The 25,221-nt window shown below is 67.0% G+C and carries 36 protein-coding genes; 6 read left to right on the top strand and 30 right to left on the bottom strand.

Features of this window, described 5'->3' with window-relative positions; translation table 11 throughout:
* The 15 genes from V6D91_RS03435 to V6D91_RS03365 form a co-directional block, all read right to left on the bottom strand.
* Complete coding sequence (locus tag V6D91_RS03435) at positions 1-321, bottom strand: cytoplasmic protein (protein WP_347317780.1); 321 nt, start codon at positions 319-321, stop codon at positions 1-3.
* Positions 305-613, bottom strand: coding sequence for a hypothetical protein (locus V6D91_RS03430; protein WP_347317779.1), 309 nt, complete (start codon positions 611-613; stop codon positions 305-307). The genes V6D91_RS03435 and V6D91_RS03430 overlap by 17 nt, the downstream gene beginning before the upstream one ends.
* Complete coding sequence (locus V6D91_RS03425; RefSeq protein WP_347317778.1) at positions 603-1,184, bottom strand: hypothetical protein; 582 nt, start codon at positions 1,182-1,184, stop codon at positions 603-605. Before V6D91_RS03425 ends, V6D91_RS03430 begins: the two co-directional genes overlap by 11 nt.
* Positions 1,163-1,648, bottom strand: a complete 486-nt coding sequence (locus V6D91_RS03420) for a lysozyme (RefSeq protein ID WP_347317777.1) — start codon at positions 1,646-1,648, stop codon at positions 1,163-1,165. Before V6D91_RS03420 ends, V6D91_RS03425 begins: the two co-directional genes overlap by 22 nt.
* A gap of 56 nt (positions 1,649-1,704) precedes the next feature.
* On the bottom strand, positions 1,705-2,070 hold the full coding sequence (locus V6D91_RS03415) for a Mor transcription activator family protein (protein WP_347317776.1): 366 nt from the start codon (positions 2,068-2,070) through the stop codon (positions 1,705-1,707).
* Positions 2,057-2,299, bottom strand: a complete 243-nt coding sequence (locus tag V6D91_RS03410; protein ID WP_347317775.1) for a hypothetical protein — start codon at positions 2,297-2,299, stop codon at positions 2,057-2,059. The genes V6D91_RS03415 and V6D91_RS03410 overlap by 14 nt, the downstream gene beginning before the upstream one ends.
* A 96-nt stretch (positions 2,300-2,395) precedes the next feature.
* A complete protein-coding gene (locus tag V6D91_RS03405; RefSeq protein ID WP_347317774.1) occupies positions 2,396-2,758 on the bottom strand; it encodes a hypothetical protein in 363 nt (120 codons plus the stop codon).
* Positions 2,748-3,242 carry a hypothetical protein gene (locus V6D91_RS03400; protein ID WP_347317773.1) on the bottom strand — a complete coding sequence of 165 codons (495 nt, stop codon included), beginning with the start codon at positions 3,240-3,242 and terminating at the stop codon, positions 2,748-2,750. Before V6D91_RS03400 ends, V6D91_RS03405 begins: the two co-directional genes overlap by 11 nt.
* Positions 3,242-3,685, bottom strand: a complete 444-nt coding sequence (locus tag V6D91_RS03395) for a regulatory protein GemA (protein WP_347317772.1) — start codon at positions 3,683-3,685, stop codon at positions 3,242-3,244. Before V6D91_RS03395 ends, V6D91_RS03400 begins: the two co-directional genes overlap by 1 nt.
* 63 nt (positions 3,686-3,748) lie before the next feature.
* Complete coding sequence (locus V6D91_RS03390) at positions 3,749-3,940, bottom strand: hypothetical protein (RefSeq protein ID WP_347317771.1); 192 nt, start codon at positions 3,938-3,940, stop codon at positions 3,749-3,751.
* Positions 3,937-4,401, bottom strand: coding sequence for a hypothetical protein (locus V6D91_RS03385; RefSeq protein WP_347317770.1), 465 nt, complete (start codon positions 4,399-4,401; stop codon positions 3,937-3,939). The genes V6D91_RS03390 and V6D91_RS03385 overlap by 4 nt, the downstream gene beginning before the upstream one ends.
* Before the next feature lie 52 nt (positions 4,402-4,453).
* The gene (locus V6D91_RS03380; RefSeq protein ID WP_347317769.1) at positions 4,454-4,690 is read right to left on the bottom strand and encodes a hypothetical protein; all 237 of its coding nucleotides are present in this window, start codon (positions 4,688-4,690) and stop codon (positions 4,454-4,456) included.
* The gene (locus V6D91_RS03375; RefSeq protein ID WP_347317768.1) at positions 4,690-5,415 is read right to left on the bottom strand and encodes an ATP-binding protein; all 726 of its coding nucleotides are present in this window, start codon (positions 5,413-5,415) and stop codon (positions 4,690-4,692) included. Before V6D91_RS03375 ends, V6D91_RS03380 begins: the two co-directional genes overlap by 1 nt.
* A 65-nt stretch (positions 5,416-5,480) precedes the next feature.
* Complete coding sequence (locus V6D91_RS03370; RefSeq protein WP_347317767.1) at positions 5,481-7,364, bottom strand: hypothetical protein; 1,884 nt, start codon at positions 7,362-7,364, stop codon at positions 5,481-5,483.
* A 152-nt stretch (positions 7,365-7,516) separates the two neighbouring features.
* A complete protein-coding gene (locus tag V6D91_RS03365; protein ID WP_347317766.1) occupies positions 7,517-7,714 on the bottom strand; it encodes a hypothetical protein in 198 nt (65 codons plus the stop codon).
* A 239-nt stretch (positions 7,715-7,953) separates the two neighbouring features.
* Between V6D91_RS03365 and V6D91_RS03360 the strand changes: the two genes are divergently transcribed.
* Positions 7,954-8,370, top strand: a complete 417-nt coding sequence (locus tag V6D91_RS03360; RefSeq protein WP_347317765.1) for a hypothetical protein — start codon at positions 7,954-7,956, stop codon at positions 8,368-8,370.
* Here the strand turns inward: V6D91_RS03360 and V6D91_RS03355 are convergent.
* A complete protein-coding gene (locus V6D91_RS03355) occupies positions 8,343-8,588 on the bottom strand; it encodes a hypothetical protein (protein ID WP_347317764.1) in 246 nt (81 codons plus the stop codon). The genes V6D91_RS03360 and V6D91_RS03355 overlap by 28 nt on opposite strands.
* 169 nt (positions 8,589-8,757) lie before the next feature.
* Here V6D91_RS03355 and V6D91_RS03350 point away from each other — a divergent pair, with 169 nt between their 5' ends.
* Complete coding sequence (locus tag V6D91_RS03350) at positions 8,758-9,180, top strand: helix-turn-helix domain-containing protein (protein WP_347317763.1); 423 nt, start codon at positions 8,758-8,760, stop codon at positions 9,178-9,180.
* A 233-nt stretch (positions 9,181-9,413) separates the two neighbouring features.
* Here the strand turns inward: V6D91_RS03350 and V6D91_RS03345 are convergent, their stop codons facing one another.
* From V6D91_RS03345 to V6D91_RS03335, 3 genes are read right to left on the bottom strand one after another with little or no spacing between them, the layout of a single operon-like run.
* A complete protein-coding gene (locus V6D91_RS03345; RefSeq protein WP_347317762.1) occupies positions 9,414-10,829 on the bottom strand; it encodes a PhoH family protein in 1,416 nt (471 codons plus the stop codon).
* 22 nt (positions 10,830-10,851) lie between these two features.
* Positions 10,852-11,310: a peroxiredoxin gene (locus V6D91_RS03340; RefSeq protein ID WP_347317761.1), complete on the bottom strand. Its 459-nt coding sequence runs from the start codon at positions 11,308-11,310 to the stop codon at positions 10,852-10,854.
* 21 nt (positions 11,311-11,331) lie between these two features.
* Positions 11,332-11,859, bottom strand: a complete 528-nt coding sequence (locus V6D91_RS03335; protein ID WP_347317760.1) for an ACT domain-containing protein — start codon at positions 11,857-11,859, stop codon at positions 11,332-11,334.
* A 144-nt stretch (positions 11,860-12,003) separates the two neighbouring features.
* Here V6D91_RS03335 and dapA point away from each other — a divergent pair, with 144 nt between their 5' ends.
* Both dapA and bamC read left to right on the top strand, forming a co-directional pair.
* Entirely contained in the window at positions 12,004-12,882 is an 879-nt protein-coding gene (dapA, locus tag V6D91_RS03330; protein WP_347317759.1) for a 4-hydroxy-tetrahydrodipicolinate synthase, read from the top strand.
* A gap of 167 nt (positions 12,883-13,049) precedes the next feature.
* Positions 13,050-14,168: an outer membrane protein assembly factor BamC gene (bamC, locus tag V6D91_RS03325; protein ID WP_347317758.1), complete on the top strand. Its 1,119-nt coding sequence runs from the start codon at positions 13,050-13,052 to the stop codon at positions 14,166-14,168.
* Between the two features lie 85 nt (positions 14,169-14,253).
* Here bamC and folE2 read toward each other — a convergent pair whose 3' ends face one another.
* From folE2 to nth, 11 genes are all read right to left on the bottom strand, one after another.
* Positions 14,254-15,042 carry a GTP cyclohydrolase FolE2 gene (gene folE2, locus V6D91_RS03320; RefSeq protein WP_347317757.1) on the bottom strand — a complete coding sequence of 263 codons (789 nt, stop codon included), beginning with the start codon at positions 15,040-15,042 and terminating at the stop codon, positions 14,254-14,256.
* On the bottom strand, positions 15,039-15,425 hold the full coding sequence (queD, locus tag V6D91_RS03315) for a 6-carboxytetrahydropterin synthase QueD (RefSeq protein ID WP_347317756.1): 387 nt from the start codon (positions 15,423-15,425) through the stop codon (positions 15,039-15,041). The genes folE2 and queD overlap by 4 nt, the downstream gene beginning before the upstream one ends.
* 47 nt (positions 15,426-15,472) lie before the next feature.
* The gene (gene dxs, locus V6D91_RS03310) at positions 15,473-17,308 is read right to left on the bottom strand and encodes a 1-deoxy-D-xylulose-5-phosphate synthase (RefSeq protein WP_347317755.1); all 1,836 of its coding nucleotides are present in this window, start codon (positions 17,306-17,308) and stop codon (positions 15,473-15,475) included.
* Complete coding sequence (gene ispA, locus V6D91_RS03305; RefSeq protein WP_347317754.1) at positions 17,305-18,198, bottom strand: (2E,6E)-farnesyl diphosphate synthase; 894 nt, start codon at positions 18,196-18,198, stop codon at positions 17,305-17,307. Before ispA ends, dxs begins: the two co-directional genes overlap by 4 nt.
* The gene (locus V6D91_RS03300) at positions 18,188-18,448 is read right to left on the bottom strand and encodes an exodeoxyribonuclease VII small subunit (protein WP_347317753.1); all 261 of its coding nucleotides are present in this window, start codon (positions 18,446-18,448) and stop codon (positions 18,188-18,190) included. The genes ispA and V6D91_RS03300 overlap by 11 nt, the downstream gene beginning before the upstream one ends.
* Positions 18,449-18,507: 59 nt before the next feature.
* Entirely contained in the window at positions 18,508-19,044 is a 537-nt protein-coding gene (locus tag V6D91_RS03295) for a Uma2 family endonuclease (protein WP_347317752.1), read from the bottom strand.
* 60 nt (positions 19,045-19,104) lie between these two features.
* The gene (radA, locus tag V6D91_RS03290; RefSeq protein WP_347317751.1) at positions 19,105-20,457 is read right to left on the bottom strand and encodes a DNA repair protein RadA; all 1,353 of its coding nucleotides are present in this window, start codon (positions 20,455-20,457) and stop codon (positions 19,105-19,107) included.
* 1 nt (position 20,458) lies between these two features.
* The gene (locus V6D91_RS03285; protein WP_347317750.1) at positions 20,459-21,739 is read right to left on the bottom strand and encodes an HlyC/CorC family transporter; all 1,281 of its coding nucleotides are present in this window, start codon (positions 21,737-21,739) and stop codon (positions 20,459-20,461) included.
* Between the two features lie 110 nt (positions 21,740-21,849).
* On the bottom strand, positions 21,850-22,104 hold the full coding sequence (locus tag V6D91_RS03280) for a hypothetical protein (RefSeq protein ID WP_347317749.1): 255 nt from the start codon (positions 22,102-22,104) through the stop codon (positions 21,850-21,852).
* A gap of 111 nt (positions 22,105-22,215) precedes the next feature.
* A complete protein-coding gene (locus tag V6D91_RS03275) occupies positions 22,216-22,638 on the bottom strand; it encodes a DUF1841 family protein (protein WP_347317748.1) in 423 nt (140 codons plus the stop codon).
* Positions 22,622-23,296, bottom strand: coding sequence for an endonuclease III (nth, locus tag V6D91_RS03270; protein ID WP_347317747.1), 675 nt, complete (start codon positions 23,294-23,296; stop codon positions 22,622-22,624). Before nth ends, V6D91_RS03275 begins: the two co-directional genes overlap by 17 nt.
* A 138-nt stretch (positions 23,297-23,434) precedes the next feature.
* Between nth and motA the strand changes: the two genes are divergently transcribed.
* A complete protein-coding gene (gene motA / locus V6D91_RS03265; protein ID WP_347317746.1) occupies positions 23,435-24,289 on the top strand; it encodes a flagellar motor stator protein MotA in 855 nt (284 codons plus the stop codon).
* A 24-nt stretch (positions 24,290-24,313) separates the two neighbouring features.
* On the top strand, positions 24,314-25,216 hold the full coding sequence (gene motB, locus V6D91_RS03260) for a flagellar motor protein MotB (RefSeq protein WP_347317745.1): 903 nt from the start codon (positions 24,314-24,316) through the stop codon (positions 25,214-25,216).
* Positions 25,217-25,221 lie beyond the last annotated feature (5 nt).

Raw genomic sequence — 25,221 nt, 5'->3', positions numbered from 1 at the left:
TCACCACCTCGGCGGGCGGGCGATGCCGTCCGGGCAGGCGGCGCGATAATCCACCACATCCTCGCCGGCGGCGGTCAGCTCGGCCCACCAGATCGGGCCGTCGCGCCCGACGCTGACCAGCCCGCGCTTTTCCAGCGCCGCCATCTCGGCGCGCACCTGGTCGGCGGTGACCCGCAGCGGGATGTCGTGCGCGGTCATGAGCAGCACGTGCTCATTGACGCCGTAGGGCCGACCATGCCAGAGCGCCGAGAGGATGATCCAGCGCAGCGTCTCGCGCTCGGCGCGCGCGATGTCGATGGCCGCGTCAATTCGCTTTTCCACGCAATTCCCCCTTGATGTCGATCAAGACCTCGGTGAGCCGGTCGATCTTGGCGTTGATGGACGTGTATTCGCGGATCGCGTCGTCGCGCCGCTGGTAGTAGAGCGGAAGCTCCGCCATCAGCCGCTCGAAACGGCTCTCCAGATCGTCGATGCGCTTCAGGCGCGATTCGATCTCCTCTAGCATCCGCCCGGCGAACCACTTGAGCAGCGCGAACACGCCGCCCATGATGGCGCCGCCAACGGCCAGCATCGCCGGCCAGTTGAAGGCGCCGATGATCACATCACCTTCCATGCGTCACCTCGTCCCACGCTCTGATGGCGTCGATGCGGGCGCGGCATGTGTCGTAGGCGCTGATGGCGCCGGCGATCCAGCCGCCGAGGTCGGCCTCATGGACGGGCTCGCCGGAATCGGCGGCAGCGCTGGCAGCGGCGCGGTCAGGCTCGCTGGCACGCGCGGGCAGGCTGTCAGCGGCGGCGAGGCGCTCGTTGAGCAGCCCGCGAGCAGCGCCAGACAGGCCGCAAGACTGGGCAGTGGGTAGCGCATACAGAGACTCCTTGAGGCGTTTTTCGGTGGCGGCGAGACGGTTTTTCGTCGCATGCAATGCGGTCACGGCCTGCCGCTCGGCATCCTGCGCAGCGGAGAGCCGGGCGGATGCTTCTTCGGCAGCGCGGCGCATCGATTCTTCGCTGGCGAGACGGCACTGTGCGGTGGCGGCTTCGGCGCGGGCGATGCTGGCGTCGTCCAGGCGGCCCTTGATGGCGTAGCCGCCTGCCGCGCCGATGGCGGCGGCGATGGCGGCGGCGATGGCGGCGGCAAGCAGCGTTGGCGGTGGCAGCGGGATCATGGCGCATCTCCCATGCACATCCGGTATTCGGCCTCGCGCCGTTTGACCAGGCCGGGCAGCACGCGCCCGCCGGCCTGGTTCCACATCTTGATCGCCTCACACGCCCCGGCGTAGTCCGGCGTCGTCTGGCGCAGCCGCTTGACGATGGTGGAGCGGCAGAAGGCGGCCGGGCCGATGTTGTAGGCAAGCGACACGTAAGCGTCGAATTCGTGTTGATGGAGCGGCGTATCGCCGATGCAGGCGGCGATCTGCCGCCCGATGCGGTCGGCGTCTTGAGCGAGCCGCAGCACCGCGCGCTCAGGACTGATGGTGTCGCCCTTTTGCACCGGGCTGCCGTCCTCGCGCTGGGTGGTGCCAAAGCCAATCGTCTGCACGCCAACGCCATCGTCGTAGGCGCGGGATCGATACCCCTCGTGCACGGCCATGCCCGCCGCGGCGACGGCGGAGACGACTATCATGGCTGGTAGGACGCGCCGCTTCATGCAGCGATGATCGGATTTCCTGCGCCGCGCCGCCAGCCTGATCGGGTTCAGGGGAGCTAGAACAGCGTGCCTTGCGCCGCTTCCGGCGCGTCCACGCGGCCCAGGATTTCGTAAACCCAGCGCTCGGTCATCCGCCATCGCCGGGCGATGGACTGCACGCTCTCGCCCGCGTCGTAGGCGGCGCGGATGGCCGCGTCGCGCGCGGCGCGCGCCGCGCCGTCGCACTTGGGCACATAGAGCGTGGTGCCGCCATAGCGCCAGGCAAGCGCCTGCTGTGCGCGCTCGGGCAAGTCCATCAGCGGCCCCCTGAGCGGCGGCCGCTTGGGGATGGGGATGGCGAGCCCGCCGCAGGTGGAGACGAGGGTGGAGAGCGCTTCGCGCCCGATCAGGCGCTCGAGCTCGGCGGTGTCAGCCAGCGCCATGCGCCTCTCCGACGTCGGCGCGGCGGTACTCAAAGCGATCTTTGCCCACCCGACGGCAGTCCACCGGGATGCCGTTGGCGCGCAGCTCGGCCACGCAGGAGTTGACGGCGCACACGCCCGCGCCGACGATGATGTCGAGCGTGGAGTACCAGCGTCCATCGGCGAGCAGTTCGGCCACGCGCTGCAGGCGCGGCGAGTTATCCATTTTTGCGGCGTGAATCGAGGCCATGCGGCCCTCCGGATTTCCGGCGCGCCCGGCCATGCACGCCTTCCGCCCTCTGGATGCAGTTATGGCATGGCGCGCGGCCATGCCATAACTGCATCATCATATAATTTTTTGACGCACCTGTTGCAGCATGTTCCGGATGCGCTCGCGCTGCTCTGGCGTTGGGTCAGGCGGCGAAAGGCGCGGCGGCTCGGGCCGCGATGGCATGTGCGTCCAGATGTCAGCCGGTGCTGGCCAGCGCACGGCATGCGCCGCGAGCGCGCGAAACGCCCGGCGGATGCGCGACGCGTCCAGCGCTTCGCTCCACCGCCCGCCGCGCAGCATCAGCGCATCGGCCCAGGCCAGCGCCACGGCTTCCACCGCGTCGGCCGGTGGACAGCCCTCCAGCCGCAACACCAGCAGCCGCTGGATGCCTTCGGCCACTTCGGCCACCAGCCATCCGGGGGCGGCCTCATCCCGCATCTCCCGCCTCCCCGCGCGCGCGGCGCTTGAGCGCCTCGAGCCGCAGCACGCCATCAACCGTGGCCGACGGCGCCCGGGCCGCGCCGCCGCGCTGCGGCTGCGGCTGCACTTGACCGACGGCGATGGCGCCGCTTGCCTGCGGCGGCGTGCCCTCGAGCACGCGCTTGAGGTAGTTGTGCCCGGTCAGGGGCCGCACGTCGCCCGCGTCGCGCTTGAGCCGCAGCTGCTCCACCGTCTGAGAGAGCGCCGCGGCCAGCCGCTGCGCGTCGGCCTCCAGCGCCAGCACCTCGCGCGCGATGCGCACCGCGCGATCCCAGGAGAGCGCCCGGCTGGCCGATCGCCACAGCCCCAGATACGCCACCAGCGGCCTGCCGAGCGTCGCATCCAATCCTGACAATATGGCCATCATCTCGCGCGCCGCGTCGTCTTCGGCCCAGGCTTCGAGCGCGGCCTCCGCATGGCACACCGGGCAGCGCAGCCGCATCAGGCCACCTCCTGACCGGCGTGGCGCTGGCGATGCGCCAGCCAGCGGCGCAGGCCGTTGATGACGGCAGTGGCCTGCCCGCGGGTGATGAAGCGCACGTCATCCGCGCCACAGGTGCGGCGGATGAAGCCGCGCAGCGCGCCATCATCCAGCCCGGCCCAGCCCATGGCGAGCGCCAGCCGCTCGATCTCGCCCAGCTGCGGCTCGGTGGGCCGCCCCCAGCCGCCGCCCCTGGGCGGCGGCGCGGGGATGCCGATCTCCGCGCCCCGGCGCTTGAGCTCCCAGCACCAGGCGATGAGCTGGCTGTCGCTGTAGTCGCGCAGGCTCTCCTTGCCGCAAAACGCCCTCTGCGCGGCGCGGCGCGTGTCCTCGTCCATGCCAAGCTGCTGCGCGGCCTTGTGCGCCAGCCCCAGCAGCACTCGGCGGCGGGTTTTGCTGTACATCGTCTGTCTCCCGTGGGATGACCCCGTGCATGCCCACGCCGCGCGGCATGGGCATGGGCTGGGTCACTCGGTCTCGTCCGCGCGCAGCGCCAGCGCGTCGGCCAGCGCCTGCTGGGCCAGTCTGTAAGAGGTCGTCTCACGCGCGCCGGAAGGCCACGCGCTCATCATCTGCGCCAGCGCCGCGATAAGCCTCTGGACGATGAGAGCATCTTCACAGTCAGCGATGCCGCGCTCGATCCGTGTCACCAGCGTCATTTCTCCGCCCTCCAGGTCACGGAGGCCGACTTGCCCACCGTCAGGCACTCGCGGATCGACGGCGCCAGCGGCTCGTCGCCGTCAGAGGCCATCTCCGCCAGCCGCGCCTCGGGCTTGTAGGCGATCTCAGTCTTCACCAAATCGGTAAACCGGAACCCAAGCACCGCCTTCAGCCGCTCGGCATCGCGGATCTTCACCGCCTCGCGCTCGGCGATGCTCGCGCGGCATACCCCATGCACGATCAGGCTCGCGCCCGCGCCGTGCGCATCGATCAGCTCGGCGTTGATCGCCTTGAGCTCAGCTTCGAGCTCTTCAATTTTTTTCTTGATCTCCCATCCATGCACCACGCGCCGGATGCTCGCCGCATCGAGCTGCGTCACCTCGCCGCCGTCGCGCTCGATCTTCTCGCCCGCAGGCAAGCGCACAGCCTTCTCAACCGCATTTACATTCGCTTTTGCCATGTCAATCTCTCCTGTTGCAGCCGCCCGGCCAGGCGGCCATGCCCTCAACCAATCAACTCCCAATCAACTCCGCAATCCTGCACCCTGCGCAGTCCTCGCGCGGGCAGGCGCGGCAGATCGCCGTCGCCTCCGAGCTTCTCGCCGCCCGCTCGACCACCAACACCAGCAGCCGGTAGCGCTCCGTCAGCTCCCCTTCCGGGTAGCTCCCGGCGCGGATGCGCCCCACCGCCGCGTCTGACACGCCCAGGATGCGCGCGGCTTCCGCGCGACTCACTAGATACGCAGCCATCAAGCCTCCACCGCGTACCGGTTGGCCATCCACTTGCCCGCCAGTTCCAGCACCGCCGGCGTGAGGCTCTGGATGCCGTTGCTCGCCATGATGCGCTGGCACTCGCCAGCCAGCTCCACCGCCTCGCGGTAGTTGCCGCGTCGGCACAGCGTCCAGAACTGCGTCACCACGTCCTTGTCGCCCACGTCGCCGAAGATCGGGCGGATCACGTGCGCATAGGTCTCGGCGCGGTCGAGATGGCGCGTGCCCACGCGCTTGGCGCCAATACGGCTGCCCAGCTGCAAGAGCAGCGGGCGGGTGCGAGCGTCACTGAACTTTTGGGAATAAAGCTCCGTTCCGATTAGGATCACCGCGATGGCGCACTCATCGGCCAGATACCGCAGCGTCTCCAGTACCCGCCAGCTGCACTTGTTGGCCTCGTCCACCACCAGCAGCAGCCGCTCGGCGTCATCACCGCGGCGCAGGAGCTTGTCCGCCGCGCCCGCGCCCTCGATGCCCGCCAGCAGCGCCACCTCGCGCAGCAGCTGATGCCGCGTCATGCCGTCCCAGGCGGCGATCCTGAGCGCCCCGTGCTTGTCCACGATGGCTCGCCCGGCCATCGTCTTGCCCGTGCCCGCCGCGCCGGTGATTTCCCCGATCGGGTTATCCTCGGTGAGCACCAGCGCCGCTAGCGCCAGCGCTTCCCGCACGACTTTTGTGTCGCGAATTTCTCGATTTTTTGCCATAATGCGATCTGCTCCTTGTCGTCAGTCGTCAAACCAGCCGCCCGGCTCCACCCAGGCGGCGCCTCTCAAAGCCCCATCGCCCGCGCCAGGCGCGTCTCTTCGTCGTCCTCGACGCCCAGGCGATTGAGCTTGTCCGCCGTCAGGCGCACTGCCATGCGCCGGTTGATCTCCTCGATCTGCCGCGCCCGCGCGGACTTGATGCCTTCGTGCAGCTGCAGCACCTCGGCAGAGGGCTGCACCCACTGCGCCGCCGCTTCCACCTCGGCGAGCGTCGCATCCAATCCGAGCAGCTCGGCGCGCGTGCCCGCAAGCTGAGCCTCGTCCAGTGGCCCGCCCGCCTGCTCGATGCGCTCGGCCAGCAGCACCTTGAGCGCCTGCCGCCGCCGCCCGGCCTCCTTCGCGCCCGCTTGGTCGGTGATGTCGTACACCCGCTCGGGCTCCACCCAGCCCAGGATGCGATGCGCCCTGGTATCCAAGATGTAGGCCCCTTCTTCCCCCAGGATGCGCGGCACCGCCACCGTCACCCGCCCTTCGAGCGCCATCAGGCAGTCGCCGCTGTAGGTCACGCCATCCACCGAGACCGTGCCCCGGTTGACGCGCCTCACTTCATAGTCGGCAAACGCCAGCGCCAGCGTGATCCGGTCGACCTTCCAGGGCCGCCAGCCCGCCTCCATCGCTTGCGTGAGCTTCTGCTGCGGCGAGAGTCCGCCCATGTGCTCGGCCCCGGCCTGCGGCGTGACGTGATAGTCCGAGAGCGTCCGGTTCAGCCAATCCTTCACCTCCCCGAACGCTGCGGGCTGCGCGCCCTTGCCCAGCGTCGCCACCTTCTTGGTGATGCGGTTGCCGCCAACATAGCCAAACCACCAGCCCAGCCAGTCGGTCAGGTTCCCGAACAGCCCCTCGATGCGCTTCCCGCGCGGGCGGAAGGGGATGGAGCGCACCACCTGCCGCTCCGCCGCCGTCGTCGCCGCCTCCTCGAAGGCGAACTGCTGGCCGGTCAGCTCAGACAGCCGCTTGCAGGCCACCAGCATCTCGTCCCACTGATATTCGCTGCCGTTGTCGAGATACAGCCTGCGCGGCGCGCCAAACGGCGCCCTCTCGCACATGCGCGCGTAGCTCGCCGCCACGTGCTCGCGCCGGATGCCCTGGCCCTTGTCCAGCAGCACCGCATCCAGCCACAACCAGTTGGTGGCCACGTCGTGCCAGCTGATCAGCCGCGCGTAGGCCGTGCTGCCGTCCTCGCGCAGCACCGGGATGTCCAGCGGCGTGATGTCCCCGCACACCAGCTCGCCCGGCATCAGCCCCGCCGCCGTGCGCTTGACCGGCGTCAGATGCCGGTCGTAGATCGCCTTGCCATCGCGCAGGCTCTTGCCTGCCACCCGGAAATGCTGCCCCTCCGCGCCCACGTACCGTCGCGGGCATGGCACCGACAAGAGCCCTGCGCACACCGCGCGCGGCGCGCCCAGCTCCATCAAGTCGCGCGCCACCTTCGCCGTCGCCTTGAGCCAGCACTGCCGGTCAGATGGCGCCCCACCCACCCAGGCCATGCGCACCGCATCGCGCATGCGCGCCGCCAGCCCCGGCAAATCCTCCCCCGGCAGGGCGGCAAGCGCCTCCTGCGCCCACGCCAGCCACGGCCCGGAAATCAACACACGCGCCTGCCCCCGGTCTCGACGCTGCCCCAGCCGCGCGAGCGCCGCGACACCGCCATCGCGGGCGATCTCGGCCAGCCGGTACACCTGCGCCACGCTCCTGTTGAGCGACTGCGCGATCTCGGTAGCCATCGCCAGCCGCCCGCGGTTCCGCTCCGGCAGGTCGATCAATGGCTTGAGCAGCGCAAACAGCACGCGCGCCCGCTCCACGCGGGAAAAATCGTCATCACGCACGCCAGCACCAACGATCTGGCCGATCAGGAGCGCGTCCGCGTCGGAATCAGCCTGTTTTGGCAAGGATTGGCATGTTTTGGCAAGGATTGGCATGTTTTGCCCACCCACACCGGCGAGCCCACCCGCGCCGGTGGCCGCCGGGCTGGAGTCAGCGGGGAGAGGGCACCGCCCCGCCGGGATGAGCTCACCGCTGGGGGCGGGCAGTGCGGCAGACGTCACGACGCCCCCCGGCACGGCACACCGAGGCTGGCGCAATGCGCCTGCATCCGATCGAGCGCCTCGCGTTTGGTCTTGTGCCACTGCGTGGCCCGAAACCAGCCCTGGCCGTCCCAGAGCATCACCATCCAGCGCCGCCCGCAGCGCGTGAGCGTCGCCACCATCAGCTCGGTGTCCGGGTGCGTGATCATGTCCATCGAGTCCTCCTGTTGATGGATCCCGCGCCATCCGCGCGTAGTAATCCCGCTGCGCCTGCACCGGCAGGCTCTCCAGCAAGATCTCGATGCCTTTGCCGCGCAACCTGTTGCGAATCGTGGCTAAATTTTTTTCGGCCCATGTGCGCACGCGACGATCCGTCGTCGGCATGCCAGCCAGCCGCATTTCGGCAATCTGCTGCGGGGTGAGCCAGACCGTAGCGCCGTGATAGACTTTCATCATGGCCGTCCATCTCCTTCAGCAGCTGAACGATCTTCATGCGCGCGCACGCGAGCTTGAAACGGCATGGCTGCGCCAGCTTCTGACGCTTGCAGCAGGCGCTCTAGCCGTGCTCGTAGGGCTTGCCCCTCCCGCAACGGGCATTGGCAAGTGGTTTCTGGCTGCGGCATGGCTGAGTCTTGGAGCAGCAATATGCTCTGGTGCTCTTGCCATAGGGCAGCAAGCTGTGCTGGAGAAAGCGCGCGCCAATGCGTTTCAGGAAGAATTAATGCGGTCACTGGACGAGGGGAGATCGCCGCGGCCAGTCGTCTCCACGCTGCCTCCGCTCTATCGCATAGCACGCTCCACCATGCTGGTCTCATTGCTCGCCTCCGTCGCGTTCCTGGTCGTCTACGCCGTCTTGCGCACGCTGTCCTGACCTTCTAGCGTCTGGCGCAGCATCTTCATCACCTCGCGCGCGATGCCGCCGTGCGGCTCACGGTCGGCGCGGTGTCCCCAGTCATAGATCACCCGCCGCGCCGTCACCGGCTTGATGCCGTGCTTGATGGCCCACTCCGCCACCGACCGGTACCCAGCCAGCGCCAGCTTGCCGCGCACCGTGGTGGCGTCGCCCAAAGGTTCGCGCTCTCGTTTCATGGTGCTATCCTCGTAACCGTTTGCGAGAGTATAGCGCGAGAGGTTGCGATGTCAACAACACGTTGCGAATTTTTCCTACGTCCCATTCGTGTCCGATTCGTGTCCGATTCGTGTCCGATTCGCGCGTCCGATGTCCGATTCGTGCGTCCGATTCGTCAGTGAGGACAGAATGGAATCGGACACGCTCGCTAAGCGCCTGCGCGAATGCATCGGAGACGAGACGGTCTCCTCGTTTGCGCGCAAGGTCGGACTGCCAGAGGCAACCATCCGCTCTTATTTAGACGGGAAAAAGCCCGTCTACGATAAGCTCGCCCGCATCGCCGACGCCGCTGGCGTATCGCTGGAGTGGCTAGCCACCGGGCGCGGCCAGAAAGAGCGTAAACCCGCGCCAGAACAAGACTTTTCCGCCGTCCCCTACGCCCGCCGCCTCGAAAAAATCGGCCTCCTGCTGGCCGACATGCCAGACCAGGAGGCCGCCGCCTTCCTCGATGATGTTTTCGCGCGCGCTCGCTCGGCGGCAGAAGCGGCCGAGCTGCGCCGGGCGCTAGCCGACCTCCGCGCCGAGGTCGAGCGCCTCAAAAACCGCGCCTGACCGCCCCATCAACCCGCGTTTTTCGTCGCACGCAATGCGTGCATGCACCACAATCTGTGGATAACACGCATAACCTATTGATTTCCCGCCATTTCCCGCTACTTCCCGCCCCTTCCCGCGACCTTTCGTCTCATCAACCTTGTCGCATCCAATCTTTTCATCCCTACCGTCGCGGACATGCGCCGCGACGAGGCGAGTTGAAAAAGGGCACGATGCCCTTTTTCAACATCCTGTCAGAGCGTTTCCGAGGCGAATTCCGCCAGGCGCGAGCGTTCGCCGCGCAGGAGGGTGATGTGGCCGCCGTGTGGCCAGCCCTTGAAGCGGTCGACCACGTAGGTGAGGCCGGAGGTGGTTTCGGTCAGGTAGGGGGTGTCGATCTGGGCGATGTTGCCCAGGCAGACGACCTTGGTGCCCGGGCCGGCGCGGGTGATGAGGGTTTTCATCTGTTTCGAGGTCAGGTTCTGCGCCTCGTCGATGATGAGGAACTTGTTCTGGAAGGTGCGCCCGCGCATGAAATTGAGCGAGCGGATCTTGATCCGCGCGCGAACCAGGTCCTGGGTGGCCTGACGCTCCCAGCTGCCGCCGCCCTCGGTGCGGGTGAGGACCTCGAGGTTGTCCATCAGGGCCCCCATCCACGGGGTCATTTTTTCCTCCTCGGTGCCGGGCAAGAAGCCGATGTCCTCGCCGACCGGGACCGTCACCCGGGTCATGATGATCTCGGAGAACAGGTTCTTCTCCAGCGTCTGCGCCAGCGCGGCGGCCAGGGTGAGCAGGGTCTTGCCCGTGCCCGCCTGCCCGAGCAGGGTGACGAAGTCGATCTCCGGGTTCATCAAGAGGTTGAGGGCAAAGCTCTGCTCGCGGTTGCGCGCGTTGATGCCCCATACCGTGTTCTTTGGCAGGGTGTAGTTGATGGCGGTCTCGACAATGGCGGCGCCATCCGGCTCGAAGCCGCGCACGATCCCCTCGAACGGCGCATTACCCTCCAGATAAAGGAACTGGTTCACCTGCCATTCGCCGGTCAGCGGGCCGTGGATGCGGTAGAAGCTGCGGCCCTCCTCCTGCCAGGCGTGCAGGTCCTTGCTGTGCGTGCCCCAGAAGTCCTCCGGCAGGGCGGCGACGCCGGTGTAGAGCAGGTCAGCATCGTCCAGCACCTGGTCGTTTTCGTAGTCCTCTGCGCGGATGCCGAGCGCAGTCGCCTTGATGCGCAGGTTGATGTCCTTGGATACCAGCACCACCTGGCGCTCGGGCATCTGCTGCATGAGGGCGAGGGTGACGGCGAGGATGGCGTTGTCCGCCTTGGCGCCGGCGAGCATCTGCGGCAGCGGCGCGTCGAGCGTGCGGGTCTGGAAGTACAGCCGCCCGGTGCAGCCGCGCAGATGGGCGTCCTGGAAAGGGGGGGTGATGGGCAGTCCGGCCTCGATCTCGGCGACATCGGCATCGGCCATCAGGTCGGCGAAAAAGCGGCTGGCCTGACGGACATTGCGCGCGATCTCGGAGGTGCCCTTCTTGATGCCATCCAGCTCTTCCAGCACGACCATGGGCAGGTAGATGTCATGCTCGTGGAAGCGGAACAGGGCGGTGGGGTCGTGGATCAGGACGTTGGTGTCGAGGACGAACAGGCAGGGACGGGGGCGTTCGTGATGGATCATGATCCGTGGTTTCCGTGGGGGTTCAACGTGCGGCCTGGAGGGCGGCCAGCACGGCTTCGGCGTGTCCGGCTACCTTCACTCCGCGCCACTCCAGGCGCACGACGCCCTGCGGGTCGATGAGGAAAGTGCTCCGGTCGATGCCCAGGTACTCCTTGCCATACAGCTTTTTCGGCTTGATGACATCGAAGGCCCGGCACAAGGCCTCGTTCTGGTCGCTGATAAGATCGAAGGGCAGGCCGTGCTTGGCACGAAAGCCCGCGTGGCTCTTGAGACCATCGCGCGAGACGCCGATGATGCGGGCCCCAAGTGCGGCAAACGCGGGGCTCAGGCGGGCGAAGTCCTGGCCCTCTGTGGTGCAGCCAGGGGTGTTGTCCTTGGGGTAGAAGTAGAGCACCAGCCACTGGCCGAGCAGATCGTGGGGGAGGTGCAGGGGGCCTGCCGTGCTTTCGACATCAAGGCGGGGCAGGGTGCGTTCGGTCATGCGGTCCTCCTTGGCGGGGGCTCAGCGTACGGGGTCGAGGGTGGCGTCCAGGTTGTATTCGTCACACAGGTCGAAAAAGGCGTCCTTGAACAGGGCAAGGCGGCGGTCGGCGGGGATGTCGACCTGCATGCGCAGGGAGAGCATGGCGGTGCGCTGGCCCGATGCCTGGTAGGGGATGGTCGAGAGGTCGCGGATGTTGACCCCTTGTGCGGCGAAGAACTGGGCCAGGACGTGGGTGATGTCCGGGTCGTTGATGCCGACGATGTCCACCACGTAGGGCAGCTGCGCGCCCTGCGCGGCGGGTGGCTCGGTGCGTGTCATCGTAAGCTCCATCTCGTACTGCGAGGCGAGCTGGCGCAGGGCGGTTTCGAGGCGGGAAAGGCGGTCCCAGCTGCCGCCGACCAGCATGGTGGCGGCAAAGCGGTCACCGAGGGTGAACATGCGGGAGTCGAGGAGCACACATTTGTGCTGGGCGATGGGGCGGGTGATCCGCTCGACCAGTCCGATGGCGTCCTTGGCGAGCAGATTGACGGCCAGATGGGTCTGCATGGTGTCCGTGGCGATGGCTTTTCGATCGAGTGTACACGCCCGCCTGGACGCGCGAAACATCGCCTGGGAAAGGCGTTCCGGCGCCTTGCAAGGCGCGCCTTGCGGCGGGTAGTATGGATCTATTTTCCTGACGTGGGTGATGCAATGTTTCACGGGAGTATGGTGGCCCTGGTGACTCCAATGCGGGCGGACGGGGCGCTGGACTTCGGGGCCCTGCGCCGATTGGTCGACTGGCACGTGGTGGAAGGCACCGATGCCATCGTTGCGGTCGGCACCACCGGGGAGTCGGCGACGCTGGATGTCGCCGAGCACATCGAGGTCGTGCGCCGCACGGTCGAGTACGCCGCGGGCAGGGTGCCGGTCATCGCCGGCACCGGCGCTAACAGCACGCGCGAGGCCATTGAGCTTTCGAAGGCCGCGGTGGAAGTCGGCGCGGATGGCTGCCTGCTGGTCACGCCCTATTACAACAAGCCGACCCAGGAAGGCCTGTACCGCCACTACATGACGATTGCCGAGGCGGTGCCCGCGCCGCTGGTCCTCTACAACGTGCCGGGCCGCACGGCCTGCGACATGCTGCCGGCCACGGTGGAGCGGCTGGCTGATGTGCCGAACATCGTCGGCATCAAGGAGGCCTCCGGCTCGCTGGAGCGTACCCGCGAACTGATTGAGCGGCTGGCCGGGCGCGTGGATGTCTTCAGTGGTGACGACGACCTGGCGCGCGAGGTCATCCTGCAGGGCGGCAGGGGCGTGATCTCGGTGACCGCCAACGTCGCCCCCCGCGCCATGCACCTGATGTGTGAGGCCGCGCTGGCTGGGGATGCCGCCCGTGCCGCAGAGCTCGATACGCCGCTGCGCGGCCTGCACAAGGCCCTGTTCCTGGAGTCCAACCCCATTCCGGTCAAGTTCGCCCTGCATGCCATGGGGCTGATCGAGGATGGGATTCGCCTGCCGCTGACCTGGCTGTCTGCGGCGCACCATGAACCGCTGCGTCAGGCCATGCGTGCCGCTGGCGTGTTGAACTAAGGAAACGCTGAAAAATTCAGCGTTTCCCGTTTGGGGCAGGACGCCCCAACGCGAACAACGACGCAAGTCTTTGATTCGCGCAGGCCGTCGCGGACATGCGCCGCGACGAGACGAGCTGAAAAAATCCATGGATGGATTTTTTCAGCATTTCCCTAAGAGAGGTTGATATGCAATTGAAGGCGCTTGCGCGGATCGCCATGCCGGCCGCCGGCCTCGTATTCCTGGCGGGGTGTTCATCCATCCCGGGGTTGGGCAAGGATGAGGCCCGCGAGGCGCGCCGCACCGGCAGCCTGCCCAGTCTCGAGGTGCCTCCTGCCTTCACTGCTCCCGATCCCGCCCTGGTCACCAGCGTGCCGCGTGCCGCCACCGCCTCCGGTGAGGCGGCGAAGAGTAGCGGTGCAGGTGGTGGCGTCCTGCTCAAGTCGGCCACCGTCAGCGTGGAGGGCTCGCCCGACACGCGCTGGCTGAAGGTCGAGGCTGCGCCGGAGGCGGTGTGGCCGCGCCTGGCCAGTTTCCTGGAGGAAGAGGGTTACAGCGTCAGCCGCCAGGATCCCAAGCTTGGCATCCTCGAATCCGACTGGACCGGCGGCAGCGCTGGCAATCCGGAGGTGGGCGGTTTGCAGGGCCTGCTCAAGGGGATCACCCGGCTGTTCTTCGTGCCGGACCACATGAACCGCGTGCGCCTGCGCATGGAGCGCGGCGAGACCGATGCCGAGACCCGCGTCTTCCTCACCAGCCAGCGTATGGAGCGGGTCGAGGATGCCTCGCTGGTGCCGGGCGGCTCATCCGATACCTTCAAGTGGCAGATGGGGCAGGCCAGCGCCGACTTCGAGGCGGAGATGCTCAAGCGCCTGGTGGTCTACCTGTCCGGCGATGATGCACAGGCTCGCGCGCAGCTTGCCGCTTCCTTGCAGCCGCGCGCGCGCATGGTGTTCGATGCCAACAAGGATGCGCGCTACCTCATCGTGCAGCAGGCCTATCCGGTGGTCCTCAACCGTACTACGGTCAGCCTCGAGCGGCTCGGCTTCGACGTGGTCAAGAAGGATGCTGACAATGGCGTGCTGCAGGTTCGCCATGCCCGTCCGCGCACCCTGTATGAGGGGGTGATCCTGCGCGGCGCCGAGCTCAAGCAGGGCAGCGGCGAGAGTCCCGTCGCCCTGACTCTCAGGCTCAAGCCTCAGAAGGATGGCACCACCCGCATCGACCTGGAGGACGTGGTGGGCGACAAGGACCTGCCGAAGTTCACCGCGGTGCTCGGGGAGCGTCTGACGCAGTCGCTGCGCTGAAGATCCTCGCGCCTTGCGAGGGCTGAACAAAGAAAAACCCGGCGTGGTGTCCCACGCCGGGTTTTTTCATATCCCCCTTGCCGCGTCAACGGCTCAGGCGGGCATACGCCGAATGGTTGTGGATGGATTCGAAGTTCTCCACCTCGACCGAGAAGCCGTGGATGCGTGGTTCCTCGCCCAGGGCGTGAGCGACGTCGCGGATCATGTCCTCGACGAACTTCGGGTTCTCGTAGGCGCGCTCGGTGATGTACTTCTCGTCGGCGCGCTTGAGCAGGCCGAACAGCTCGCACGAGGCCTGGGCCTCGAGCAGTTGGATCAGCTCGGTCAGGCCCAGGGTGGGCTCGCACTCCACCTCGGCGCGGATGTGGGAGCGCTGGTTGTGCGCGCCGTACTGCGAGATCTCCTTCGAGCAGGGGCAGAGGCTGGTGACCGGCACCTCCACGCCCATGGTGACGTGCGTGGTGCAGCGATCGCCCGTGGCGGTGAGGCGCGCGCCATAGTCCATCAGACTGGAGACCCCGGACTTGGGCGCGACCTTGCGCACGAAGTAGGGGAAGTTCATCTCGATGGTGCCGAAGTCAGCATCCAGCAGCTCGAGCATCTCGCGGTGCAGCGCGGCAAGGGCGGCGGTCGAGATGACCCGCGGTGCATCGCCCAGCAGGGCGACAAAGCGCGACATGTGGGTGCCCTTGCGGTCGTGCGGCAGGTTGACGGTGAAGGTGCAGGTGGCGATGGTGGACTGGGTGGTGCCGTCCGCCTCCTGGATCACCACCGGATGGCGCAGGCCCTTGATCCCGACCGCGTCGATGGCGATGCGGCGGGTGTCGACCAGGCCCTGGATATCCGGAATCGTTTCGCTCGTCACGGCGCTCATGCTTCGATCTCGCGATAGGTCACGCAGGCGCGGTCGGTCTCCCACAGGGTGACGGCGGACACCCGCGCGTGTTCGCCATTCAGGCGCTTGCCCACCTCCTGGTAGAACCAGGCGGCGATGTTCTCGGCGGTGGGATTGATGGTATCGAACGGCGGGATGTCGTTCAGGTAGAAGTGGTCCAGCATCTCCGCCACCTCGCGTGCGGCACGCTTCATGGTCTTGAAATCCACCACCATGCCGACCGCGTCCAGGCGGGTGCCGGTGACCTCCACCTCGACCTTCCAGTTATGCCCGTGCATGCGGGCGCAGTTGCCGGCGTAGCCGTGCAACTGGTGCGCGGCAGCGAATTCGGTATGGACCTTGAGGGTGTATTGAGCGGCCATGGCGGATCAAGAAGGGCAAAGCGGGGATGGTACGGGCGAGCCTGACGTTAGGCAAGGAAAGCCCTGATCTGTCTCAGGATACCGTCGGCATCCAGGCCGTAATGGCGGTACAGTTCGGCCTGAGTGCCCTGCACGGTAACGACGTCCGGCAGGCCAAGGCGCAGCACGGGGAGGGTGATGGCCTCGTCGGCCAGGGACTCCAGCACGGCGCTGCCCGCCCCGCCCATCAGGGCGTGGTCCTCGAGGGTGACGAGGTGGGTATGTTGGGTTGCGGCCTCGCGCAGGGCGTCGACATCGAGCGGCTTGACGAAGCGCATGTCGAGCACGCTGGCGTCGATGGTTTCGGCGGCCTTGAGCGCCTCGTGCAGCAGGGGGCCGAAGGCGAGGATGGCGACCTTCCTGCCGCGGCGGCGCCAGACGGCCTGGCCGAGGGGCAGGGGCTCGGCCTGCTGTGGCACGCTCACGCCGCAGCCTGCGCCGCGCGGGTAGCGCACCGCGCTTGGCCCCTCGAGGGTGAGGCCCAGTTCCAGCATGCGGTGGCATTCTGCCTCATCCGAAGGGGTCATGATGACCATGTTCGGCACGCAGCGCAGGAACGCAATGTCGTACAGCCCGGCATGGGTCGCCCCGTCCGCGCCGACGAGGCCCGCACGGTCGATGGCGAACAGCACCGGCAGGTTCTGCAGGGCGATGTCGTGCACCGCCTGGTCGTAGCCGCGCTGCAGGAAGGTGGAGTAGATGGCGAGCACCGGCCGCAGGCCCGCCGCGGCCAAGCCCCCGGCGAAGGTCACGGCATGCTGCTCGGCGATGCCGACATCGAAGTACCGCTCGGGGAAACGCAGGGAGAAGTCGGTGAGTCCGGAGCCTTCGCACATGGCGGGGGTGATGCCCACCACGCGTGCATCCCGCTCGGCCGCGCCGCACAGCCAGTCGCCGAACACCTGGGTGAAGGTCACCGCCGGCTTGCCGGGGGCGGGCTCGAGCTTGTAGGGGTTGAACCGGCCCACCCCGTGGAAGCGCACCGGGTCGGCCTCGGCCGGGGCGTAGCCGCGCCCCTTCTGGGTGACCACGTGCAGAAGGCGCGGGCCGCTCTGGGTGCTGAGGTTGGCGAGCACCTCGAGCAGGGTGGGAAGATCGTGGCCGTCCACCGGGCCGACGTAGCGGAAGCCCAGTTCCTCGAACAGGGCGCTGTGGGTGAGCATGCCCTTGACCTGCTCGCGCGCGCGGCGGACCAGTTCGCCACCGGGTAGGAGCTCCAACAAGTGCTTGCCGCCCTCGCGCACGCGGTTGTAGGTGCGGCTGGTGATGAGCCTTGCGAGGTGCCTGTTGAGCGCGCCCACGTTGGGCGAGATGGACATGGCGTTGTCGTTGAGCACCACCAAAAGGTTGGCCTTGCCGGCACCGGCATGGTTGAGGGCCTCGAAGGCCTGACCTGCGGTCAGCGCGCCATCGCCGATCACCGCCACCGCCTGATGCGGCAGCCCCTGGAGCTTGAAGGCCTTGGCAAAGCCCAGGGCGGCGCTGATCGAGGTGCTGGAGTGGCCGGCGCCGAAGGGATCGTAGGGGCTTTCCTCGCGCTTGGTGAAGCCCGAAAGGCCGCCGAACTGGCGCAGGCTCGCCATCGCCTCGCGTCGGCCGGTGAGGATCTTGTGCGCGTAGGCCTGGTGGCCTACATCCCACACCAGCACATCGCGCGGCAGGTCGAGCACCCGGTGCAGGGCGAGGGTCAGCTCGATGGTGCCAAGGTTGGCGGCCAGATGCCCGCCGGTGGCGGAGACGCTGTCGATGATGAAGCGGCGCAGCTCCCCGGCCAGTTGGTTGAGCTGATCGGTGGAGAAGCCCTTCAGATCGGCCGGCGAGTGGATGGTCTCAAGCAGGCTCATGCCGGGCGCTCGACGATGTAGCGGGCGAGCAGGCGCAGAGGCTCCGCACGTGGCAGGCCATCGAGGGCGGCGAGCGCCTCGTCGCGCAGCTCCCCGGCCAGCGCCTGGGCGGCATCGAGGCCGAGCAGGCTGACGTAGGTGGGTTTGTCCCTCGCCGCATCCTTGCCCTGTGTCTTGCCCAGGGTCTGGCTGTCGGCGGTCACGTCAAGAATATCGTCGCGCACCTGGAAGGCCAGGCCGATGGCGCGGGCGTAGCGGCCAAGCGCGTCCAGCATGGCCTCGTTCGCCTGCCCGGCCAGGGCGCCGAGGATGACGCTGGCCTCGATCAGTGCCCCGGTCTTCATGCGGTGCATGCGCTCCAGGGCGGCAAGCTCTGGCTGCTGGCCGATGGCCGCAAGATCGATGGCCTGTCCGCCGACCATGCCCCGGTGGCCTGCAGCGCGGGCGAGGGTGGCGATCATGGCGAGCCGGGTTTCGGCGGGGAGCCCCGGCGCCTCGGCCAGAAGCTCGAAGGCGCGGGTCTGCAGGGCATCGCCGACCAGGATGGCGGTCGCCTCGTCAAAGGCGCGGTGGCAGGTCGGCCGCCCACGGCGCAGGTCGTCGTCGTCCATCGCTGGCAGGTCGTCGTGCACCAGCGAATAGGCGTGGATCAGCTCCAGCGCGCAGGCGGGGGCATCGAGGACCGCCGCATCGGCACCGGTCAGCTCGCCCGCGGCGTAGACCAGGAAGGGGCGCACGCGCTTGCCGGGGCCGAGCACGGCATAGCGCATGGCCTCGACCAGTCGCGCCAGTGGGGAGGGGGTCGGCTCGGCGGGGAGGGCGCGCTCCAGGGCGGCCTCGACCCGGCTTGCTGCGGCCTTGAGCGCCAACAGCAGGGTGTCAGCGGGCATCGTCGTCGGGCAGGAAGGGTTCGGGCTGGTCGGTGCGGTTGCTGAGCATGTCGACCCTGGCCTTCGCACTGGCCAGCATGGTCTGACACTGGCGGGTCAACTGCACGCCGCGCTCAAAGTCGCGCATGGCCTCGATCAGCGGCTGCTCGCCCTGCTCCATGCGCTGCACCAGGGCCTCCAGCTCCTTGAGCGAGGCCTCGAAGGCGGCGATGTCGGGGGTGTCTGTTGTCTTGCTCGGTCTGGCGGCCATGCGGGGTGCCCGGTCGATGGGCTGGTGATTTTACCACGCGGGCGCGGTTCGCCGCAGGCTCACCAGATCAGTGAGAAATCGAAATGGATCGCGCAAGGACCGAGGTCGAAATCGACGGTTTCGTTGCCGACGTCCGCCAGCTTCGCGTAGCGGCCATCGAGGAGGTGAAAGACCTTCGCCGTGCGATCCTCGGGCGCGACCAGGACGTAGTACTTCACCCCCTCGCGCTGGTAGATCTCGTACTTGGCGTTCTGGTCCTTGAGCGCGGTGGATTTGGCGAGCACCTCAAAGATCAGCACGGGGGCGCGGGTGAGGTAGGCCCCTTCGGCCGGATGGCAGATGACCAGGTTGTCTGGCTGGAGGATGGTGTCCTCGGTGATGCGCCAGTCCACCGGCAACAGGGCCCGGCAGGCTGGGCATTCGCGCAATTGCTCCTTGAGCACCCAGGCAATGTTGTTGCTGACCTCCTGATGGGTGAGGGAGGGGGCGGGCGACATGGCATAGGGGATACCGTCGATCAGCTCCCAGCGTCCTTCCCACTGCACGTAGTCGTCGTAGGTGTAATGCGGCAGGTCAAAACGGTGTGCATGGCTCATGGTGGTCTTCCTGCATGGAGCGGCCGATGAACCGATTGTACGCCAAGCCCGGGATGGGGCTTACAGAAGCCCCAGCGCCTCGGTCAGGCGGGTCACCCCATGCAGTTCCATGTCCTTGGGTGGATGGCCCTGCAGATTGGCCTTGGGGACAATAGCGCGCTTGAAGCCGTGCTTGGCCGCCTCCCGCAGCCGCTCCAGGCCATGCGGCACCGGGCGCAGCTCCCCCGCGAGCCCCACCTCGCCGAAGATCACGGTGTCGGCCGGCAGGGGGCGGTTGCGCAGGCTGGAGAGGGCGGCGCAGAGCAGCGGCAGGTCGGCGGCGGTCTCGCTGATCTTCACCCCGCCCACCACGTTGATGAATACGTCCTGGTCGAACATGGCGACCCCGGCGTGGCGGTGCATCACCGCCAGCAGCATGGCCAGGCGGTTCTGCTCCAGCCCCAGGGTGACGCGCCGCGGCTGGCCGAAGGGGCTCTCCGCCACCAGGGCCTGCACCTCGACCAGCAGCGGGCGGCTGCCCTCGCGGGTGACCATGATCACGCTGCCGGGGACCGGTTCCTCGTGGCGGGAGAGGAAGATGGCAGACGGGTTGCTCACCGGCTTGAGCCCGTGCTCGGTCATGGCGAACACGCCGAGTTCGTTGGCTGCGCCGAAGCGGTTCTTGACCGCGCGGATGACCCGGTATCGGCTGCCGGCCTCGCCTTCGAAGTAGAGCACGGTATCGACGATGTGTTCGAGCAGGCGCGGTCCGGCGATCGCCCCTTCTTTGGTGACGTGGCCGATGAGAAAGACGCAGATGCCGCGCTGCTTGGCGAGGCGGGTGAGCAGGGCGGCCGCCTCGCGCACCTGCGAGACCGAGCCGGGGGCGGCGGTGAGGTTCTCGGAGAACAGGGTCTGGATCGAGTCCACCACCATCACCTTGGGCAGCAGGGCCTCCGCCTGCTGGATGATGCGCTCGACCGAGGTCTCGGCCAGCAGCTGCAGGTCGAAGGCGGCGAGGCCGAGCCGCTGGGCGCGCAGGGCGACCTGGTCGAGCGACTCCTCGCCGGTGACGTACAGACCGGGCAGGGTGGGCTGGAGGGCGACCAGGGTTTGCAACAGCAGGGTGGACTTGCCGATGCCGGGGTCGCCGCCGAGCAGGATCACCGAGCCGGGCACCAGGCCGCCGCCGAGCACGCGATCGAGTTCGTCCAGCCCGGTGGCCTGGCGTGGGGTCTTTTCCAGCTTCACCTCGCCCAGGCGGCGGGCCCCCTCGGCCCCGGCGTACTGGCCCCCACGGCGCAAGGCGGCGACCGGCAGGGCCTGCTCGGTCAGGCTGTTCCACGCCCCGCACTCGCCGCACTGGCCGGCCCATTTGGGGCTGGTGGCGCCGCATTCAGAGCAGACGTACTGGGTTTTGGGCTTCTGGGCCACGTTAAGGCTCAAGCTCGGTGGCGTGCTCGAGCGACGGCCACAGCCGGGCCTGCTCGACCACCTTGCGCGCGATGCGGGTGACTTCTACCGTGCAGCCGGCCATCTCCAGGCGCATACCTGCCTCGGGCAGGCTTTGCAGGTGCTCGAGGATCAGACCGCTGAGGGTGTTGGCGGTGTCGGTGGGCAGGTCGGTGCCGAGGCGTTTGTTGATCTCGCGCAGCGGGGTGGCGCCGTCGATCAGGAAACTGCCATCCTCCTGCGGCTGGATCTCCGGGCTCTCCGCCGCCGGCTGCGAGGTGAACTCGCCGACGATTTCCTCGAGGATGTCCTCCAGGGTGATCAGGCCGAGGATGTCCCCGTACTCGTCCACCACCAGGCCCATGCGTTTCTTCTCGCGCTGGAAGTTGAGCAGTTGGGTGTGCAGCGAGGAGCCTTCAGGCACGTAGTAGGGTTCCTCGACCGAGCGCATGAAGGTCTTGAGGGTGAGTTCGCCTTTCTGGGCAATCGGCAAAAGGTGGCGCAGGTTGACGGTGCCGACGATATGGTCGAGCGTTCCGCGGTAGACCGGCAGGCGGCTGAAGGGGGTGGAGCCGATGGTGCGCAGGATCTCGTCCCAGTCGGCCTCGAGGTCGATGCCGCCCATCTCCTGGCGCGGGACCATGATGTCCTCGACCTTGGCCTCCTCCAGGTCGAGGATGCCGATCAGCATGGTCTGGTAGCGTTCGGACACCAGTCCGCCGGTCTCACCGAGCAGGGTGCGCAGCTCGTCGCGGGAAAGATTGTGTCCGCCGGCGGCGGTGACATGCACGCCGAACAGGCGCAAAAGTCCATTCGACAGCAGGCTGACGGCCCACACCAGGGGGCCGGCGACCTTCTGCAGCCCGGTGTAGACATAGGCTGCGGGCCAGGCGATGCGTTCGGGATGCAGGGCGCCCAGGGTCTTGGGTGCAACCTCGCCGAAGATGAGCAGGGCGAGGGTGAGGGCGCCCGCCGCAATGGCGATCCCGGCCTCGCCAAACAGGCGCATGAAGATCACGGTGGCCAGGGTGGAGGCCATCACGTTGACGAAATTGTTGCCGAGCAGGATCAGGCCGATCAGCTTGTCCGGGCGTTCAAGCAGGCGCTGGGCCAGCCGCGCGCCGCGATGGCCTTCCTGCGCCAGGTGCCTCAGCCGGTAGCGGTTGAGGGTCATGAGCGCCGTCTCGGAGCCCGAGAAGAAGGCGGACAGGAGAATCAAGGTGATGAGTGTGCCGATCAGCACACTGAGGGATAGTTCGTCCAAGAAGGATGTGGTGGTTGTGGAACCAAGTCTGGATGATAAGGGAGATGCTGAAAAAATCCATCCGTGGACTTATTCAGCGTGACTTGTTGTGGCAGATCCCCCTCCGCGGATTAGAAGCGGAGGGTCAGCCCTTCTCCGGAAGCGGGTTCGATGTACACCGGCGGTCCGGCGCGGGTTTGCAGCTCGATCGAGTTCAGCGTTCCCAGGTCACAGAGGTGCGCAAGCTGGGTGGCGTTCCTGCCGATGGCGATGCCCAGGCCCGACAGGACCTCGGGGCATCCGCAGGCGGTCCCAGCCCCGTCGGTGGCCAGGCATTTTCCCATGCCGTCGATGACGAGGCTGGCTGCGGGATGGCGGTCGTTCACAATGATTCTCCCTTCAATTGTGGGTGCATCATTGTTGTAGACCATGATGACGGGGGTGTGAAGTGCGCAGGGGGCGGTAGGGCCCAAGAACCCTGATTCCGCTATTGGGGCTTATCCCACTCTCCGGATGCACTCCAGGTAAGCCCGCTCGTCGGGGCCTTGCGGGCCCGCCTCGTTGAGGGCCTGCAGCAGGCAGGCGATGATGCGGTGCTCGGCCTCGTGGGCATCCCGCAGCTTCGCCGCCAGCCGCTCAAAGGCGGCCCGGATGCCTGCCGGCCGGTCGGTGCTCACCTGCTCGCGCAGGCCGAGGTGCATGCCCATGTGCAGGAAGGGATTGCTCATCCCCTGTTCGGGCGACTCCTCCCACGCCAGGGTCTTTTCCTCATCCTCGAGCAGGGCATGGTATTCGGGGTGCAGGGCGACGACGTCGGCGATCATCAGGTCGAGCGCCTCCATCGGCAGGCCCAGGCGGCGTTTGCGCCAGGCCTCGACATACATCAGGCGCAGCTTGTTGCGGTCAGGACTGAACAACATCGGGGAGTCTCGAAGGGTCAGGGCAGGGGGCGGTCTTGGCCTTGTAGTCGCACAGATCGCACACCGGGCAGATGCCGCATTGGGGCTTACGCGCGGTGCAAATGTAGCGGCCGTGCAGGATCAGCCAGTGGTGGGCGTCCTGTATGAACTCCTTCGGAATGACCTTGACCAGCCGGTCTTCCACCGCGCGCACGGTCTTGCCGGGGGCGAGGCCCGTGCGGTTGGCGACGCGGAAGATGTGCGTGTCCACCGCCATGGTCGGCTGGCCGAAGGCGGTGTTAAGAATGACGTTGGCGGTCTTGCGCCCCACGCCGGGTAAGGCCTCGAGGGCCTCGCGGCTGGCCGGCACTTCGCCGCCGTGCCGCTCCAGCAGCAGTCGGCACAGGCCGATCACGTTCTTGGCCTTGGTCTGATACAGGCCGATGGTTTTGATGTACTCGCGCAGCCCCTCCTCACCGAGCGCGAGGATGGCCTCGGGGGTGTTGGCGACGGGGAACAGACGGTCGGTGGCGAGGTTCACGCCCTTGTCGGTAGCCTGCGCGGACAGCACCACGGCGACGAGCAGCTCGAAGGGGGTCGAGTACTTCAGTTCGGTGGTCGGGTGGGGGTTGAGCGCACGCAGGCGCTCGAAGAATTGGCGGCGGGTGTGGGCGTTCATTCGAAAAATTATAGCCCGGCCTTTATTCGCAAAAGGCACTCAAGCCTTGTGGGGTGCCTGCCGATTAACTGTTAGCATACGTCCAAGCTTCGTGGCCGGACTCCGGTCACAGATCAGAGTTCAGGGGACCAGTCAGGCATGTTCACAATCATCGGATGGGTGGTCGTCGCCGGTGTGATTCTCGGCGGCTTCCTCATGGCGGGCGGACATTTGGCGGTCCTTGTCCAGCCCGTCGAGGTGCTCATCATCTTCGGCGCTGCGATCGGGGCCCTGGTCGCCGGCAATACCGTCAAGGATCTGAAGGCCTTTGGTGGCGGGCTTGGCGCGGCCTTCAAGGGCTCCAAGTATGACAAGGACATGTACATGCAGACCCTCGGCCTGCTGTTCAATCTGTTCGCCCGGGCGCGCAAGGACGGTCTGATGTCGATCGAGGGCGATATCGAGGAGCCGCACACCAGCGAGATCTTCAACAAGGCGCCCAAGGTGGCGGCGGATCACCACGCCACCGACTTCATCGCCGACTACATGCGTCTGATGATCAGCTCGAGCCTGGACGTGCACCAGATCGACAACCTGATGGACATCGAGATCGAAACCCACCACCACGAAGCGGAAGTGCCAGGCAATATGATGGCCAAGCTGGCGGACGGTCTGCCGGCCTTCGGTATCGTGGCGGCGGTGCTTGGTGTGGTGCATACCATGGAATCGGTGGGCATCCCGCCCGCCGAACTCGGCAAGCTGATCGCCGCGGCGCTGGTGGGGACCTTCCTCGGGATTCTCGCCTCCTATGGCTTCGCGGCCCCGCTGGCGAACGTGATGGGCAAGCAGGCCGAGGCCTCGACCCAGTATTTCAACTGCCTGAAGACCACCCTGATCGCCTTTATGAACGGCTATCCGCCGCAGGTGGCGGTGGAGTTCGGGCGCAAGACCCTGCCCTCGCACGTGCGGCCGAGCTTCCGCGAGCTGGAAGAGTTCGTGAAGAACAACAAGTAAGCGAATCTCGCGGTTACCGTCGCCATGCAGACCGAACACCAGCGCCCGATCATCATCAAGAAGGTCAAGAAGGGCGGCCATGGCCACCATGGCGGGGCGTGGAAGATCGCCTACGCCGACTTCGTGACCGCGATGATGGCCTTCTTCCTCTTGATGTGGCTGCTTGGCTCCACCAGCAAGGAGGATCTGCAGGGCATCGCCCAGTATTTCCAGAACCCGCTGATGGTGTCGCTCTCGGGCGGTTCCTCGACCGGGGATCGCACCAGCATCATCCCGGGCGGAGGCCAGGACCTTACCCGTGTGGACGGGCAGGTGAAGAAGGCGGAGGTGGTCGATCCGGAAGAGGCCAAGAAGCGCCTGCGTGAGCAGGAGGCCAAGCGCATGCAGGAGACCAAGGAAAAGCTCGAGAAGATGATCGAGCAGGACAATGTGCTCAAGGAATTCAAGAACCAGCTCAAGATCGATATCACACCCGAGGGCCTGCGAATCCAGATCGTCGACCAGGACAAGCGGCCGATGTTCGATCTCGCCTCCGCGCGCATGGCGCCCTATGCCGAGGCCATCCTGCGCAAGGTGGCGCCGATCGTGAACGAGCTGCCGAACAAGATCACCGTGCTCGGACATACCGATTCGCGCCCCTTCGGCAGCGGCCGTGGGGACTACTCCAACTGGGAGCTGTCCGCCGATCGTGCCAACGCCGCGCGGCGTATGCTCAATGCCAGTGGCATTGCCGAGGGCAAGGTCATGCGCGTCTCCGGTCTGGCCGACTCCGTGCCCTTCAATCCGGGCGATCCCGCTGATCCCATCAACCGTCGCATCTCCATCATCCTGCTGAAGAAGGAGGTGGAGGAACAATACGTCGCCAATACGGGAGCCGTGGTGCCCCCGGCGGACGCCGGTGCCGCCTCGCCATCCCAGGATCACTGAACACC

This window comes from Thiofaba sp. EF100 (assembly GCF_039822285.1).
Lineage (GTDB): Bacteria > Pseudomonadota > Gammaproteobacteria > Halothiobacillales > Halothiobacillaceae > Thiofaba.
The sequence above is the reverse complement of the archived record's forward strand: the minus strand, read 5'-3'. Positions and strand labels throughout refer to the sequence as shown.

Bases quoted from the DNA above. Each gene is read 5' to 3' on its own strand.
- V6D91_RS03430 (WP_347317779.1), bottom strand. From the start codon at position 613: ATGGAAGGTGATGTGATCATCGGCGCCTTCAACTGGCCGGCGATGCTG.
- V6D91_RS03420 (WP_347317777.1), bottom strand. From the start codon at position 1,648: ATGAAGCGGCGCGTCCTACCAGCCATGATAGTCGTCTCCGCCGTCGCC.
- V6D91_RS03415 (WP_347317776.1), bottom strand. From the start codon at position 2,070: ATGGCGCTGGCTGACACCGCCGAGCTCGAGCGCCTGATCGGGCGCGAA.
- V6D91_RS03410 (WP_347317775.1), bottom strand. From the start codon at position 2,299: ATGGCCTCGATTCACGCCGCAAAAATGGATAACTCGCCGCGCCTGCAG.
- V6D91_RS03405 (WP_347317774.1), bottom strand. From the start codon at position 2,758: ATGCGGGATGAGGCCGCCCCCGGATGGCTGGTGGCCGAAGTGGCCGAA.
- V6D91_RS03400 (WP_347317773.1), bottom strand. From the start codon at position 3,242: ATGCGGCTGCGCTGCCCGGTGTGCCATGCGGAGGCCGCGCTCGAAGCC.
- V6D91_RS03395 (WP_347317772.1), bottom strand. From the start codon at position 3,685: ATGTACAGCAAAACCCGCCGCCGAGTGCTGCTGGGGCTGGCGCACAAG.
- V6D91_RS03390 (WP_347317771.1), bottom strand. From the start codon at position 3,940: ATGACGCTGGTGACACGGATCGAGCGCGGCATCGCTGACTGTGAAGAT.
- V6D91_RS03385 (WP_347317770.1), bottom strand. From the start codon at position 4,401: ATGGCAAAAGCGAATGTAAATGCGGTTGAGAAGGCTGTGCGCTTGCCT.
- V6D91_RS03380 (WP_347317769.1), bottom strand. From the start codon at position 4,690: ATGGCTGCGTATCTAGTGAGTCGCGCGGAAGCCGCGCGCATCCTGGGC.
- V6D91_RS03375 (WP_347317768.1), bottom strand. From the start codon at position 5,415: ATGGCAAAAAATCGAGAAATTCGCGACACAAAAGTCGTGCGGGAAGCG.
- V6D91_RS03365 (WP_347317766.1), bottom strand. From the start codon at position 7,714: ATGGACATGATCACGCACCCGGACACCGAGCTGATGGTGGCGACGCTC.
- V6D91_RS03360 (WP_347317765.1), top strand. From the start codon at position 7,954: ATGGCCGTCCATCTCCTTCAGCAGCTGAACGATCTTCATGCGCGCGCA.
- V6D91_RS03355 (WP_347317764.1), bottom strand. From the start codon at position 8,588: ATGAAACGAGAGCGCGAACCTTTGGGCGACGCCACCACGGTGCGCGGC.
- V6D91_RS03350 (WP_347317763.1), top strand. From the start codon at position 8,758: ATGGAATCGGACACGCTCGCTAAGCGCCTGCGCGAATGCATCGGAGAC.
- V6D91_RS03345 (WP_347317762.1), bottom strand. From the start codon at position 10,829: ATGATCCATCACGAACGCCCCCGTCCCTGCCTGTTCGTCCTCGACACC.
- V6D91_RS03340 (WP_347317761.1), bottom strand. From the start codon at position 11,310: ATGACCGAACGCACCCTGCCCCGCCTTGATGTCGAAAGCACGGCAGGC.
- V6D91_RS03335 (WP_347317760.1), bottom strand. From the start codon at position 11,859: ATGCAGACCCATCTGGCCGTCAATCTGCTCGCCAAGGACGCCATCGGA.
- dapA (WP_347317759.1), top strand. From the start codon at position 12,004: ATGTTTCACGGGAGTATGGTGGCCCTGGTGACTCCAATGCGGGCGGAC.
- bamC (WP_347317758.1), top strand. From the start codon at position 13,050: ATGCAATTGAAGGCGCTTGCGCGGATCGCCATGCCGGCCGCCGGCCTC.
- folE2 (WP_347317757.1), bottom strand. From the start codon at position 15,042: ATGAGCGCCGTGACGAGCGAAACGATTCCGGATATCCAGGGCCTGGTC.
- queD (WP_347317756.1), bottom strand. From the start codon at position 15,425: ATGGCCGCTCAATACACCCTCAAGGTCCATACCGAATTCGCTGCCGCG.
- dxs (WP_347317755.1), bottom strand. From the start codon at position 17,308: ATGAGCCTGCTTGAGACCATCCACTCGCCGGCCGATCTGAAGGGCTTC.
- ispA (WP_347317754.1), bottom strand. From the start codon at position 18,198: ATGCCCGCTGACACCCTGCTGTTGGCGCTCAAGGCCGCAGCAAGCCGG.
- V6D91_RS03300 (WP_347317753.1), bottom strand. From the start codon at position 18,448: ATGGCCGCCAGACCGAGCAAGACAACAGACACCCCCGACATCGCCGCC.
- V6D91_RS03295 (WP_347317752.1), bottom strand. From the start codon at position 19,044: ATGAGCCATGCACACCGTTTTGACCTGCCGCATTACACCTACGACGAC.
- V6D91_RS03275 (WP_347317748.1), bottom strand. From the start codon at position 22,638: ATGTTGTTCAGTCCTGACCGCAACAAGCTGCGCCTGATGTATGTCGAG.
- nth (WP_347317747.1), bottom strand. From the start codon at position 23,296: ATGAACGCCCACACCCGCCGCCAATTCTTCGAGCGCCTGCGTGCGCTC.
- motA (WP_347317746.1), top strand. From the start codon at position 23,435: ATGTTCACAATCATCGGATGGGTGGTCGTCGCCGGTGTGATTCTCGGC.
- motB (WP_347317745.1), top strand. From the start codon at position 24,314: ATGCAGACCGAACACCAGCGCCCGATCATCATCAAGAAGGTCAAGAAG.